At 58.7% G+C, this 12712-nt stretch carries 13 protein-coding genes and 1 tRNA gene; 10 read left to right on the top strand and 4 right to left on the bottom strand.

The window, feature by feature from the left end; translation table 11 throughout:
* On the top strand, positions 1 to 951 hold the full coding sequence (locus EL257_RS08660) for an alpha-E domain-containing protein (RefSeq protein ID WP_126361679.1): 951 nt from the start codon (positions 1 to 3) through the stop codon (positions 949 to 951).
* The gene (locus tag EL257_RS08665) at positions 948 to 1751 is read left to right on the top strand and encodes a transglutaminase family protein (RefSeq protein ID WP_126361681.1); all 804 of its coding nucleotides are present in this window, start codon (positions 948 to 950) and stop codon (positions 1749 to 1751) included. Before EL257_RS08660 ends, EL257_RS08665 begins: the two co-directional genes overlap by 4 nt.
* Positions 1752 to 1864: 113 nt before the next feature.
* Here the strand turns inward: EL257_RS08665 and EL257_RS08670 are convergent, their stop codons facing one another.
* The gene (locus tag EL257_RS08670; RefSeq protein ID WP_126368033.1) at positions 1865 to 2686 is read right to left on the bottom strand and encodes a c-type cytochrome; all 822 of its coding nucleotides are present in this window, start codon (positions 2684 to 2686) and stop codon (positions 1865 to 1867) included.
* 586 nt (positions 2687 to 3272) lie between these two features.
* Here EL257_RS08670 and EL257_RS08675 point away from each other — a divergent pair.
* The 3 genes from EL257_RS08675 (at position 3273) to EL257_RS08685 (ending at position 7464) form a co-directional block, all read left to right on the top strand.
* Positions 3273 to 4478 carry an acetyl-CoA C-acetyltransferase gene (locus EL257_RS08675; RefSeq protein WP_126361683.1) on the top strand — a complete coding sequence of 402 codons (1206 nt, stop codon included), beginning with the start codon at positions 3273 to 3275 and terminating at the stop codon, positions 4476 to 4478.
* 24 nt (positions 4479 to 4502) lie between these two features.
* Entirely contained in the window at positions 4503 to 6647 is a 2145-nt protein-coding gene (locus EL257_RS08680; protein WP_126361685.1) for a 3-hydroxyacyl-CoA dehydrogenase NAD-binding domain-containing protein, read from the top strand.
* Positions 6648 to 6741: 94 nt separating this feature from the next.
* Positions 6742 to 7464, top strand: coding sequence for an amidotransferase (locus EL257_RS08685; RefSeq protein WP_126361687.1), 723 nt, complete (start codon positions 6742 to 6744; stop codon positions 7462 to 7464).
* A 120-nt stretch (positions 7465 to 7584) separates the two neighbouring features.
* Here the strand turns inward: EL257_RS08685 and EL257_RS08690 are convergent, their stop codons facing one another.
* The 3 genes from EL257_RS08690 to EL257_RS08700 all read right to left on the bottom strand — a co-directional run bounded on the left by EL257_RS08690 (position 7585) and on the right by EL257_RS08700 (position 10320).
* Entirely contained in the window at positions 7585 to 8556 is a 972-nt protein-coding gene (locus EL257_RS08690) for a magnesium and cobalt transport protein CorA (RefSeq protein ID WP_126361689.1), read from the bottom strand.
* Positions 8557 to 8690: 134 nt separating this feature from the next.
* On the bottom strand, positions 8691 to 9413 hold the full coding sequence (locus EL257_RS08695) for a 1-acylglycerol-3-phosphate O-acyltransferase (protein WP_126361691.1): 723 nt from the start codon (positions 9411 to 9413) through the stop codon (positions 8691 to 8693).
* A 217-nt stretch (positions 9414 to 9630) separates the two neighbouring features.
* Entirely contained in the window at positions 9631 to 10320 is a 690-nt protein-coding gene (locus EL257_RS08700; protein ID WP_126361693.1) for a crotonase/enoyl-CoA hydratase family protein, read from the bottom strand.
* Positions 10321 to 10612: 292 nt separating this feature from the next.
* Here EL257_RS08700 and EL257_RS08705 point away from each other — a divergent pair.
* The 5 genes from EL257_RS08705 to EL257_RS27710 all read left to right on the top strand — a co-directional run bounded on the left by EL257_RS08705 (position 10613) and on the right by EL257_RS27710 (position 12705).
* Positions 10613 to 10702 (top strand) — tRNA-Ser (locus EL257_RS08705).
* Between the two features lie 279 nt (positions 10703 to 10981).
* A complete protein-coding gene (locus EL257_RS08710; RefSeq protein ID WP_126361695.1) occupies positions 10982 to 11170 on the top strand; it encodes a hypothetical protein in 189 nt (62 codons plus the stop codon).
* Positions 11171 to 11493: 323 nt separating this feature from the next.
* Positions 11494 to 11865, top strand: a complete 372-nt coding sequence (locus EL257_RS08715) for a glycine zipper domain-containing protein (RefSeq protein ID WP_126361697.1) — start codon at positions 11494 to 11496, stop codon at positions 11863 to 11865.
* 135 nt (positions 11866 to 12000) lie between these two features.
* Complete coding sequence (locus EL257_RS08720; RefSeq protein WP_126361699.1) at positions 12001 to 12420, top strand: YMGG-like glycine zipper-containing protein; 420 nt, start codon at positions 12001 to 12003, stop codon at positions 12418 to 12420.
* Positions 12421 to 12537: 117 nt separating this feature from the next.
* Complete coding sequence (locus EL257_RS27710; protein ID WP_172604464.1) at positions 12538 to 12705, top strand: hypothetical protein; 168 nt, start codon at positions 12538 to 12540, stop codon at positions 12703 to 12705.
* Positions 12706 to 12712 lie beyond the last annotated feature (7 nt).

Raw genomic sequence — 12712 nt, forward strand, 5'->3', positions numbered from 1 at the left:
ATGTTAAGTAGAACTGCCTCGGATCTGTACTGGATGTCGCGTTACCTGGAGCGGGCGGAAAACCTCGCACGGATGCTCGACATCAGTTATTCGCTGTCGCTGATGCCGCAGGACGGTCGCGGCGATGGCCTGCACGAATTGGCCATGCCGCTGCTGATCACCGGCACCCTCGAGGATTATCTTGAGCGCCACGGCGCCCTGCACGCTGAACGCTTGCTGCACTTTTTTGCCCTTGATGCGGCCAATCCGGCGAGCATTTACAGTTGCCTGGGTGCGGCGCGAGCCAGCGCCCATGCGGTACGCGGGCGTATCACCGCGGACATGTGGGAAAACATCAACGCGACCTGGCTGGAAATTCGCGGGATCGCCGAGCAGGGCCTCAGTCGCTACGGCATGAGCCGTTTCTGCGAATGGATCAAGGAGCGTTCGCACCTGTTTCGGGGCGCCTCCTACGGCACGATCATGCGTAACGACGCGTTTCGTTTCATTCGTCTCGGCACCTTTATCGAGCGGGCGGACAACACGCTGCGTCTGCTCGACGCCCGTTACGAAATGGCCGGCGATCAGGCCGAAGCGGTGAGCGACGGTACAGCCCACGCCTATTACCAGTGGAGCGCGCTGTTGCGTGCGTTGTCGTCGTTCGAGGCTTACACCGAAATCTACCGCGATGCCCCCGGCGCCCGGCATGTGGCCGAACTGCTGTTGTTGCGCGCCGATGTACCGCGTTCTCTGCGTGCCTGCACCGAAGAGATCGACCAGATTCTCGCGCAGTTACCCGGTGCCAATGGCCGCCCGGCACAACGGCTGGCAGCGGAAATGGACGCGCGTCTGCGCTACACCGGCATAAATGAAATCCTCGAGGAAGGCCTGCACGCCTGGCTGACCGAATTCATCCCGCTGGTGCGCCAGCTGGGTAATGCCATACACAGTTCTTACCTGGAGGCTGCATGAGACTTTCCATTAGCCACGAGACCACCTATCACTACGAAGACAAGGTGCGGGCGAGCATCCAGTATCTGCGGCTGACGCCACACGACAGCGAGCGCCAGCACGTCTTGAGCTGGCAACTCGATCTGCCGCGTCCGGTACGCGCGCAACTCGATCCGTTCGGCAATATCCTGCATGTGCTGACCATGGACGAGCCCCACGAAGCGATCATCATTGGCGCCCGCGGGCAGGTCGATATCGATGAGTTGCGCGAGGCTGAACACGAGAGCCAGTCGGCGCTGCCGTTCCTGCGCTTCACCCGGTTGACCGAGGCGGATGAGGCCTTGCGTGCCTTCGCGGAAAAATCCTGCAAGCAGCGGCGTGATCGCACGGCGTTGATCGATCTGATGCATGGCTTGAATCAGCACATGACCTACAAGCCGGGTTCCACCGAAGTTGACACCTGTGCCGCCGACGCCTTCGCCGGGCGCGCTGGGGTTTGCCAGGATCATGCCCACGCGTTTCTGGCGTGCGCCCGCAGCCTCGGAATTCCGTCGCGATATGTGTCGGGCTATTTGTACAGCGAAGATTGCGAACATCTGGCCAGCCATGCCTGGGCGGAAGCGTGGCTGGATGACGCGTGGTACAGCTTTGACGTAACCAATCAACTGGCGCGGCCTGAGCGACACTTGAAGCTGGCGGTGGGTCTGGATTACCTGGATGCCTGCCCGGTGCGCGGCATGCGCAGGGGCGGAGGGTGTGAACAAATGCACGCCAAGGTATTCGTCTCGCCCACCCCGGTGATTTCCGTGCAACAACAGTAAACACGATCCCTGTAGGAGCTGCGGCACGCTGCGATCTTTTGATCTTGATTCCGCAGATCAAAAGATCGCAGCCTCGTTGCACTCGACAGCTCCTACAGAGTGGGGCGCAAGCGTCAGGGCTTAACCTTGCGCCCAGCCATGTGTTTCAGATAACCGACGAGCATTTCCAGATCGCCATCCGGCAGCACCTGCGCCGAAAACCCCGGCATCTTTGCCTGCGGCCACTGACGCAAACTCTGCGGATCGCGAATGTAGCGCTTGAGAAAATCCGCGCCGAAATATTCGGTCGGGTTGTACGGAATGTTCAGATCCGGCCCGAACTGGGCGTCTCCTGCGCCGTTCAACCGGTGACACGCCAGACAGTTTTTCTGAAACAGCGCGAAGCCTTTGTTCACCGGATCGTCGGATTTCAAAGCGGGATCGGGAAGCAGCGCAGGGAATCGCTCGGCCACCGGCGCCATCAGCTTGATGCTGGCGACCTCGAATGGCCATTGCTCCGGGCTGATATTGCCTGCGTGCGGATCGGTCCAGACCAGATAGAACGGCCCGGCACTGTGCTTGCCCTCAGACAATGGTGGCCATGGCTGAGCGGGATCCTCAATCGCCAGCCAGGCGCGGGCGCCTTGTTGGCTGAGCAAGGGTGCGGCGGCCAGTTCTGCGGCAAACCCGTCCAGCGCCACTGCTTGCAGATGATCCTGCGGTTTGATCCCGGTGAGCAGCGCGGCGACAGGCACGGCGCGATAGATCATGTCCCTTTTGTAAGACACATCATCCTTGATCGTAAGGGTTTGCACCTGAGGGTGCTTGAGCAAATCCTCGGTCCGCCAGGTGCGGCTGTTTGCGCCCAAATGCAGATCCAGTTGTGCGGCAAACGATGGCATGCTCAGTAGCAGAGCACCGAACACAATGAGCACTTTCAAATGATCGTCGTCCATGTCGTGGAAAGGCGCAAAGGGTGGCACAGCCACGCTGGCCCGGGTAGCGGGCCAGTCACATTTTCAGTGGCGATATGCAGCACGCGGCGCTTGAATCAGCCGATGACCTTGGTCAGATTCGGCAAGATCAATAACAGCGTCGTGGCGAAAAGAATGAGTCCTGCTTGACGAACTTTCGGTTGTTTGAACATGGCTTGACCGCCTTTATTGTTATTTCCTGATGCGTGCCTGCTTATCCATGACGGCCCGCGATGCACTTCCTGTTGCCGCATTTCTTTCAAAGACGCCCGTCTCGGCAAAACCCGACGACGATGACGTACATGTTCACCTTAGGGCCCGCGTCACCGTTGGCTTAGATTCATTTCATATGGAGCGCTTGAAAAAAGCTTTGAAAAAAGCATGAGGCGTATTGCCAGCTCTTTGGCGGGCCGCTGGCTAGACAACTCCGCGACCTGAACCGGTTCACCGGATGTCTGATGACCGTCCGTCTGAGCGCGAGGGTCAAGCGCATTGAGCACTGTGGTCATTGATCGCGAGCCTGTGCCGCATGACAGTGAGGGCACCATAAATCAGGTTCGAGGACGTCATGACCCAAGCTTTGATCTTCGATGCGCTACGCACACCCCGTGGCAGAGGCAAGGCGGATGGCGCTCTGCACAGCGTCAAGCCAGTGAATCTGCTGGCGGGGTTGTTGACCGCGCTGCAAGCGCGCACGGCACTGGACACCAGCCAGGTTGATGATGTGGTGATCGGGTGTGTAACGCCGATTGGCGATCAGGGCTCGGACATTGCCAAAACAGCGGTGCAAGTGGCCGATTGGGACGTCAGCGTGGCGGGCCTGCAGATCAACCGTTTCTGCGCTTCGGGCCTCGAGGCGGTGAATCTTGGCGCGATGAAAGTGCGCTCCGGTTTTGAAGACCTGGTGGTGGTCGGCGGCGTCGAGTCGATGTCGCGGGTGCCAATGGGCAGCGATGGCGGCGCCTGGGCGCTGGATCCGCAGACCAACCTGCACAGTCATTTCACTCCACAGGGGGTTGGCGCAGACCTGATTGCCACGCTCGAAGGTTTCAGCCGTCACGACGTCGACGCCTACGCCTTGCATTCGCAGCGCAAAGCCGCGCGCGCACGCGCCGATGGCTCCTTCAACAAGTCGCTGGTGCCGGTGCAGGACCAGAACGGCATCATCCTGCTTGATCATGACGAGTTCATTCGGGCCGAATCGACCCTCGAAGGCTTGGGCAAGCTCAAGCCGAGTTTCGAGATGATCGGCCAGATGGGTTTCGACGCCACGGCGCTGCGGGTTTACAGCCATGTGGAACGGATCAGTCACGTGCACACGCCGGGCAACAGTTCCGGGATCGTCGACGGTGCCGCGCTGATGCTGATCGGCTCCGAAGCCAAGGGCCACGCGCTGGGCTTGCAACCACGGGCGCGAATTGTCGCCACTGCGGTAACCAGTACCGACCCGACCATCATGCTCACCGGCCCCGCGCCAGCCACCCGCAAAGCGCTGGCCAAAGCCGGGCTGCGGGTCGAAGACATCGATCTGTTCGAAGTCAACGAAGCGTTCGCCTCGGTGGTGCTGAAGTTCATTAAAGACATGGCTGTCGACCCGGACAAGGTCAACGTCAACGGCGGTTCGATCGCCATGGGTCACCCCTTGGGCGCCACCGGTTGCGCGATTCTCGGCACCTTGCTCGATGAACTGGAAGCCCGGCGCCTGCGCTATGGCCTGGCGACGCTGTGCGTCGGCGGCGGCATGGGCATTGCCACCATCATCGAACGTCTCTGAGCCCCGAATTCAAGGAACCTTGTCATGAGCGAAGCCATTCGTTACGAAAAAGGCCAGGACAATATTGTCGTTCTGACCATCGATATGCCGGGCCAGAGTGCCAACACCATGAACGCTGTGTACCGCGAGGCCATGGCCGAGTGTGTCACCCGACTGGTCGCTGAAAAAACCGATATTGCCGGCGTAATCATTACCTCGGCGAAAAAAACCTTCTTTGCTGGCGGCGACCTCAACGAACTGATCAAAGTCGGCAAACCGCAAGCCAAAGCTTTCTACGACATGGTGCTGACTTTAAAAGCTCAACTGCGCACCCTGGAGACCCTCGGCAAACCGGTGGTGGCGGCGATCAACGGCGCGGCGCTCGGCGGTGGCTGGGAAATCTGTCTGGCCTGTCATCACCGCGTCGCGCTGGACGATGCGGCCGTGCAACTGGGCCTACCGGAGGTGACGCTCGGCCTGCTGCCGGGCGGCGGCGGAGTGGTGCGCATGGTGCGCATGCTCGGGATCGAGAAGGCGCTGCCGTATCTGCTCGAAGGCAAAAAAGTCCGTGCGCAGCAGGCATTGCAGGCTGGATTGATCGACGAAGTCGCGGCGAATCGCGAGGAGTTGCTGGCCAAGGCCCGCGCCTGGATCCTCGCCAACCCCGTCGCCGTGCAGCGTTGGGACGTGAAGGGTTATCAGATTCCCGGCGGGACGCCGTCGAATCCAAAGGTCGCGCAGATGCTCGCGATTGCGCCTTCGATCCTGCGCAGCAAAACCCAAGGAACCATGCCTGCGCCGGAGAAAATCCTGTGCGCGGCGGTAGAAGGTGCGCAGGTCGATTTCGATACGGCGCACCTGATCGAAACCCGCTATTTCACCGAGTTGACCACCGGGCAGATTTCGAAAAACCTGATCGGCACGTTCTGGTTTCAGCTCAACGAGATCAATGCCGGCGGCTCGCGGCCGCAAGGTATCGCACCTTGTGTCACGCGCAAGGTCGGCATACTCGGTGCCGGGATGATGGGGGCGGGGATCGCTTACGTCAGCGCGGCGGCCGGTGTCGAGGTGGTGCTCAAGGACATCAATCTTGCGGCGGCGGAGAAGGGCAAGGCACATGCGGCGGCGCTGCTGGACAAGAAAGTCGCCCGTGGCCAGATGACTTCCTCCCAGCGTGAGGCGGTGCTGGCGCGAATCCACCCATGCGAGAGCGATGCTGATCTGGCCGGTTGTGATCTGATCATCGAAGCGGTGTTCGAGGACCGCGAACTCAAGGCGAAGGTTTCGGCGGCGGCGCAGAAGGTGGTTGGCGCCGACGCGGTGATCGCTTCCAACACCTCAACCTTGCCGATCACGGGCCTGGCGGCTGCCGTGCCGGACCAAAGCAAATTTCTCGGCCTGCACTTCTTCAGCCCCGTGGAAAAAATGCCGCTGGTGGAAATCATCAAAGGCGCAAAGACCAGTGACGAAACGCTGGCGCGCGGGTTCGATTTTGTCCTGCAAATAAAGAAAACCCCGATCGTCGTCAACGACAGCCGGGGCTTTTTCACCTCGCGGGTGTTCGGCACATTCACCAACGAAGGCATCGCCATGCTCGGCGAAGGCGTCAGCGCAGCGATGATCGAGACCGAAGCGCGCAAGGCCGGCATGCCGGTCGGGCCTCTGGCGATCTCTGACGAAGTTTCCCTCAGCCTGATGAGCCATATCCGCCAACAAACCGCCAAGGACCTACGAGCAGAAGGGAAACCGCTGATTGAACACCCGGCGTTCACCGTGATTGACTTGCTGCTCAACGAATACAAGCGCCCCGGCAAAGCTGCAGGCGGCGGTTTCTACGATTACCCGGCCGGTGCGCAGAAGCATCTGTGGCCGGAACTGAAAGCCCGTTTCGAGACGGCCGACGGGCAAATCCCGGCGAAGGATGTGCGTGACCGTTTGTTGTTCGTGCAAGCCCTGGAAACCGTGCGCTGTGTGGAGGAGGGCGTGCTGACCTCGACAGCGGACGCCAACGTCGGCTCGATCTTCGGGATCGGCTTTGCCGCGTGGACCGGCGGCGCATTGCAATTTATCAATCAGTACGGCGTGCAGGACTTTGTCGCCCGTGCCCAGTACTTGACCGAGCAGTACGGCGAGCGTTTTGCGCCCCCGGCGTTCCTACTGGACAAGGCTGCGCAAGGCGAGCTGTTTTAAGTGATTGGATGAGCGCTACGGGGCTTGCCTTGCCGGGGTGTTTCAAGGCAGGCTCTGGGTGTTCATTATTCCCATCACGTGTCAGGTATTTTTTATGTCGCTGCGCATCTGCATTCTCGAGACCGACATCCTGCGTCCGGAACTGATCGATCAATATCAGGGTTATGGGCAGATGTTTCAGCGCCTGTTCTCGCAGCAACCGATCGCCGCCGAGTTCACCGTCTACAACGTGGTACAGGGCCAATACCCAGGCGATGACGAAGCTTTCGACGCGTATCTGGTCACCGGCAGCAAAGCCGATTCGTTCGGCACTGATCCGTGGATCCAGACCCTCAAGCAATACCTGCTGAGCCGTTACGAGCGCGGCGACAAATTGCTTGGCGTGTGCTTCGGCCATCAATTGCTGGCGTTACTGCTGGGCGGTAAAAGCGAGCGCGCATCCCAAGGCTGGGGCGTCGGCACGCACAATTACAAACTCGCCGCCAAGGCACCGTGGATGAGCCCGGTTCGCGAAGAACTGACGTTGTTGATCAGCCATCAGGACCAGGTGACTGCGCTGCCCGAGAACGCGACAGTGATTGCTTCGAGCGATTTCTGCCCGTTTGCGGCGTACCACATCAACGATCAGGTCTTGTGTTTCCAGGGCCATCCGGAATTCATTCACGACTATTCCCGAGCGCTGCTGGATTTGCGACAGGAAGCGTTGGGTTCGCAGACTTACAGCAAGGGCGTGGCCAGCCTCGAGCAGGAACACCACGGCGCCACGGTGGCGGAATGGATGATGCGCTTTGTGGCGCACAAGCCTGAGGCGGCTTAGCTGCTAAACAACGTAAAGGCGTAAAGGCAAAAGACAGATCAAAAGATCGCAGCCTGCGGCAGCTCCTACAGGGATGGTGTTTCACCTGTAGGAGCTGCCGGAGGCTGCGATCTTTTGCTTTTACAACCAACCCGACCGCTTGAAGCTTGCCCACAAACTCACACAACCGACCGTGATGAAGCCCAACACGGCGAAATAACCGTAGTGCCAGCTCAGCTCCGGCATGTTCTGAAAGTTCATCCCGTAAATGCCCGCCACCGCCGTAGGGAATGCCAGAATCGCCGCCCAGGCAGCAAACTTGCGCTGCACCACGCTTTGCCGGGACGCTTCCAGCAATACGCCGATTTCGATGGTCTGGCTGGCAATATCGGCCAGCGTGCTCAGGTCTTCCATCTGCCGCGTAACGTGGATCTGCACATCGCGGAAGTACGGGCGCATGTTCTTGTCGATGAACGGAAAGCTCAGCTTTTGCAATTCCTCGCCAATCTCCACCATCGGTGCCGCATAACGGCGCAGACGCACGACATCGCGGCGCAAGCCGTGCAACTTCTGGATGTCCCGCTCGTTCAGTGCGCTGCACAATACGTTGCGTTCAAGCTCATCGATCTCGGCATGGATCGCTTCACCGACGGGCTGGTAGTTCTCGATCACGAAATCCAGCAGCGCATAGAGAACGAAGTCTTCGCCATGCTCAAGCAGGAGTGGACGCGCCTCGCAGCGCTGGCGGACTTGCGCGTAGGACGCGGAATGGCCGTTGCGCGCGGTAATGATGTAGCCCTTGCCAGCGAATATATGCGTCTCGATGAACTGCAAAACGCCATGTTCACGGACTGGCGAGTAAGTGACGATAAACAGAGCGTCACCAAAGGTTTCCAACTTCGGCCGGCTGTGTTTTTCCAGCGCGTCTTCAATTGCCAGTTCGTGCAGGTTGAATTGCCGTTGCAGGTTAAACAGTTCCTGAGCGTCCGGCTCTTCGAGGCCAATCCAGACAAAGTGGCCGGTTTTCGCCGCCCAGGCAGCGCCTTCATCGAGCGTAATATTGGTGACTTTCTTACCTTCGCTGTACACCGCAGCAGCAACAACTCGACCCATGGTGGTGATTCACTTCTACTTGGCAGATGGCAGGGAATACAAGGCTTCAGCTTAGCCGTGTCGCTGCTTGAGAGTCAGTGAAACTTGTACAGTTCATCCGGCAAAAGAAAACCCGCACGAGGCGGGTTTGTCTTTCATGCGGCTCGTAGTTGCCGATCCATTGATTCGATGCATTCGCGCATCTGCTCACGGCATCGATCGATGAGCATGGGCATGTCGTCCATAGTCATTCCGGCTGTGGGAATCGGCGGCAGAGAGCGTATGAGAATGTTGCCACTGCGCCAGCGGTTCAAACGCATGTGCTTGACGTAGCTGCTGACGCACACCGGAACGATCGGCACACCCGCAGCAATCGCCATCTGGAACGCGCCTTTCTTGAACGGCAGCAGTTCTTCGCCGAGATTGCGCGTGCCCTCCGGGAACACCCAGATCGAGGTATCTTCGTTTTGCAGCGTATGCGTTGTCGTCAGCATCGATTGCCGTGCCTTGTGCGCATTACCGCGATCGATCAACACATTGCCCGCCAGCCAGAACAGTTGGCCGAACAACGGCACCCATTTGAGGCTTTTCTTGCCAATGCACACGGTGCGGCGTGGCACGACGTTTCCGAAAACGAACAAGTCGTAATTGGATTGATGGTTGGCGATGATTACGCAGCTGTCAGGTTTGTTCATCAAACCGCCGACATCGGATTTCACTCGCAAACGCAAAATGCACATGGCCGGCAAAGCGTACAGGCGGGCGCATAAACGGCTGTTGTCGGGATTAAACGGGCGGCACAGCCCAAGGATCACCCCAAGAATACCCGCGAGAATAAAGTGCAGGCCCATCAATAACATACGAAACACGAACAGCATTTGCAGGCCCCACCGGGACAAAAGGTGGCGCAGTGTACGGATGTGCACTGTTTTCGGCAATTGCCACTATAGAGCCCGGAGATAGCCGATGTTTAAGCGCATGTTTCGGAGTGGCTTGTCAGACGCGTCTTAGAGCAGCCAGACGGTTTTCAACAGAACACGTACGAAAAAGCCCGACACGACGGTCGGGCTTTTCTTCGCTGCCACTGTCGGGTAATTAACCCATGTGTTGCTGATCTTGAATGATCGCGTCGTCCAGCAGTTCCAGCAGAGCCTTGCGCACCTTCAACTTGGTGTTCTTGTGCGCGAGCATGTTGATCTTCTTCAGCTGGCGCGCAGCGGCGAGGGCGGCAGCTTGCAGCTCCTCGGCGCTGACCACCTTGTCGAGGAAGCCAGCATCCACAGCGCTTTTCGGATCAAACATCTCGCCATTGATCACCGAACGGTGGAATGCCGAGCGGCGCAGGCGATCGCGCGCCAGTTCGATACCAGCGTGGTGCATGGTCATGCCGATCTGCACCTCATTCAGACCAATGCTGAACGGGCCGTCGACGCCGATGCGGTAGTCGGCGGACAGCAAAATGAAAGCGCCTTTCGCCACGGCATGCCCCGGGCACGCGACGATCACCGGAAACGGGTGTGAAAGCAGGCGGCGGGCCAGCGTTGAACCGGCAGTGACCAATGCCACGGCTTCTTTAGGGCCGGCAGTCATCACTTTCAAGTCATAGCCGCCGGACAAAATCCCCGGCTGACCGGTAATGATCACCACGGCGCGATCAGCCACCGCCTGATCCAGCGCCGCGTTAAACGCGTCGATCACGTCCGGGGAAATGGCATTGACCTTGCCATTGCTTAACGTCAGGGTCGCGATACCGTCTTCGAGGTGGTAGGAAATCAACTCACTCATGACGCTATTCCTTGTAAGAAAGATGGGCAGACGTTACCCACCGTCGCAGGCCAGGTAAAGCGCCGTGACTGACCCGTCAGTCACCGTTTCCGGACGCATCTGGCGTAGCCCGCCGTTTTGCTCCTATATAGAAGAAGCGCAGCACCGGAGATTGGCCGGTTTGCCATGGCTCACCAGGAGGTAGCGACGGTTTCTCTTAAGCGCATGAAAATTCTGAAAAAAAGTTTGCCATCGGAAAAGCTTTCGACTACATTAGCGCGCCTCGACAGACAGAACATGTTTGAAGAGATACGGTGAAGTGTCCGAGTGGCTTAAGGAGCACGCCTGGAAAGTGTGTATACAGGAAACTGTATCGAGAGTTCGAATCTCTCCTTCACCGCCACATTCAGTACACAAAACCCCTGATTTCGAAAGAAGTCCGGGGTTTTGTGGTTTTTGGCGTCTGTAATTTTCAGGCGTGCTTTTTTAACCCGATTCAGAACCGACTGCGAAAATCCGGGCTGATCGGGAGCGCCTGTTTTGCGATGCCCATTCGTCGGGGATTGAGCGGCCTGAACAGCAAGTCCAAGTGTGACCGACTAGTCTCACAAGCCTGAGAGGTCGATATATTTCGGGCAAAAGCAATTTGCCGGTGTCGACCTGATTGCGAAGGGGAGAGGCCATGATCGGATCGTTTATCGAGGATGACGGAGCTGAGTTTTCGTTCAACAACTGCGTGCGATGCGGCCAGTCGGATTATCAATCGGGGTTTGGCGAAGACCCGGTGAGCATCGGCAAAATCAAATCCACAGCACCCAAAGGGCCGAAGGCGAAATTTTTACCCAAGGTAACGGCAAGGACAAGAAAGTGATTGAACCCGGTAACCCCGTCACTGAACGGGGTTTTTTATGCGCGCGACAAATGCCGGATTGCTTTGCGGGCGTTGACATTAATGTAGGATTTTTTTCACAAACTTTTCACGTTGGCCAACGTACTGTGAAGCCATCCGTTAGAAAGCAAGTCTCCAGCCCGTCTCCCCAGCGGGCTTTTTTTTGCCTGGAATAAAACCTTTTCTCTGATTGCGGTCAAATCGACGCCGAATGCCCCGACGCGCTTATAACGTCTGGACTTCTGTGCGTCGAGCGCATTAAATCCCGGCCCCCTTTTCGTCATCCCACTTTTTGAGGTTTCATCATGCGTTTAACACTGCCCGCTCTGGTTCTTGGCCTTCTGGTTGCTCAAGGTGCAATGGCTGCCGGCGATGGCACTGCTGCGCTGGGCGGTGGCTTGGGCGGCGCGCTGGGTAACGTGGTTGGTCAGAAAATGGGTGGTAGCACCGGTGCGGTGATTGGTGCCGGCGTCGCGGGCGCAGCGGGTAGCGCAGTCGCTGCACGCAAGGGGAGCCGTACCAAAGCCGCCATCGGCGGCGGTGTTGGTGCAGCCGGTGGTTCAGTAATCGGCAACAGCCTCGGCGGCAGAACCGGCGCCACCATCGGCGCTGGCCTGGGTGGTGCGGCGGGTGGTGCTGTCGGCAGCAACCTGGCCAAAGGTCACAAGCGCCACTAAACCTGATCGCGTGTCAGAAGAAGCCCGACTTGATGTCGGGTTTTTTCATGGCTGAACGTTTCGTCCGAAATCGTCTCCAACTTTCATACGCCCCGCTTGGGCGGATTGTCCCGATTCGGGAACTGCGAGGTTCATATGCGACTGTCATTATCTGCACTGGTTTTCGGCTTGTTCATAGCGCAGGGCGCGATGGCTGCCGGCGATGGCACCGCTGCCGTGGGCGGTGGTCTGGGCGGTGCGCTGGGTAATGTGGTGGGCGGACAACTCGGCGGCAGTACGGGCGCGGCGGTCGGCGCAGGTGTTGGCGGCGCGGCGGGCAGTGCCGTTGGCGCGAACAAACGCAACCGCACCGAAGCTGCGATTGGCGGCGGTCTGGGCGCTGCGGGCGGCTCGGTCGTCGGTAACAGTCTCGGCGGCTCCACCGGCTCCGCCATTGGCGCAGGCCTGGGCGGCGCAGCCGGCGGCGCGGTGGGTAACAATCTTGGCGACGACGGCGGTGGATCGCATTCCGGCGGCCACAAGCACAAGAACAAACACAAAAATAAACATCGCTGATTGATCTACGGAAACCCGGCTTGGCGCCGGGTTTTTCGTGTCTGGCAGTCGGATTCTGGAACGATTGGCTGTAGGGCTTTTCGAACGTTGTACATCCCAATAATCAAGAGGTGCGCCATGACTCCTGAAACCGAAGGCAAGGAAGAGAAAGGTCCTAGTGGAGTGCCATTTATCAATGACCCGGGCAATGAAGATCCGGGATCGCTGATGGATGACGCGACGGTGCCGTTGAATGATGCGGATGAGGCGGATATGGAGTATGAGGAGGATGGGGATGAGCAGTGAGAGTGTT

The sequence above is a fragment of the Pseudomonas fluorescens genome, from assembly GCF_900636825.1.
GTDB lineage: Bacteria > Pseudomonadota > Gammaproteobacteria > Pseudomonadales > Pseudomonadaceae > Aquipseudomonas > Aquipseudomonas fluorescens_BG.

What these genes read in the sequence shown, in the direction of transcription:
- EL257_RS08710 (WP_126361695.1), top strand. Translation starts at nt 10,982, where the DNA reads ATGATCGGATCGTTTATCGAGGATGACGGAGCTGAGTTTTCGTTCAAC.
- EL257_RS08660 (WP_126361679.1), top strand. Translation starts at nt 1, where the DNA reads ATGTTAAGTAGAACTGCCTCGGATCTGTACTGGATGTCGCGTTACCTG.
- EL257_RS08670 (WP_126368033.1), bottom strand. Translation starts at nt 2,686, where the DNA reads ATGGACGACGATCATTTGAAAGTGCTCATTGTGTTCGGTGCTCTGCTA.
- EL257_RS08685 (WP_126361687.1), top strand. Translation starts at nt 6,742, where the DNA reads ATGTCGCTGCGCATCTGCATTCTCGAGACCGACATCCTGCGTCCGGAA.
- EL257_RS08720 (WP_126361699.1), top strand. Translation starts at nt 12,001, where the DNA reads ATGCGACTGTCATTATCTGCACTGGTTTTCGGCTTGTTCATAGCGCAG.
- EL257_RS08680 (WP_126361685.1), top strand. Translation starts at nt 4,503, where the DNA reads ATGAGCGAAGCCATTCGTTACGAAAAAGGCCAGGACAATATTGTCGTT.
- EL257_RS08690 (WP_126361689.1), bottom strand. Translation starts at nt 8,556, where the DNA reads ATGGGTCGAGTTGTTGCTGCTGCGGTGTACAGCGAAGGTAAGAAAGTC.
- EL257_RS08665 (WP_126361681.1), top strand. Translation starts at nt 948, where the DNA reads ATGAGACTTTCCATTAGCCACGAGACCACCTATCACTACGAAGACAAG.
- EL257_RS08715 (WP_126361697.1), top strand. Translation starts at nt 11,494, where the DNA reads ATGCGTTTAACACTGCCCGCTCTGGTTCTTGGCCTTCTGGTTGCTCAA.
- EL257_RS08675 (WP_126361683.1), top strand. Translation starts at nt 3,273, where the DNA reads ATGACCCAAGCTTTGATCTTCGATGCGCTACGCACACCCCGTGGCAGA.
- EL257_RS08695 (WP_126361691.1), bottom strand. Translation starts at nt 9,413, where the DNA reads ATGCTGTTCGTGTTTCGTATGTTATTGATGGGCCTGCACTTTATTCTC.
- EL257_RS27710 (WP_172604464.1), top strand. Translation starts at nt 12,538, where the DNA reads ATGACTCCTGAAACCGAAGGCAAGGAAGAGAAAGGTCCTAGTGGAGTG.
- EL257_RS08700 (WP_126361693.1), bottom strand. Translation starts at nt 10,320, where the DNA reads ATGAGTGAGTTGATTTCCTACCACCTCGAAGACGGTATCGCGACCCTG.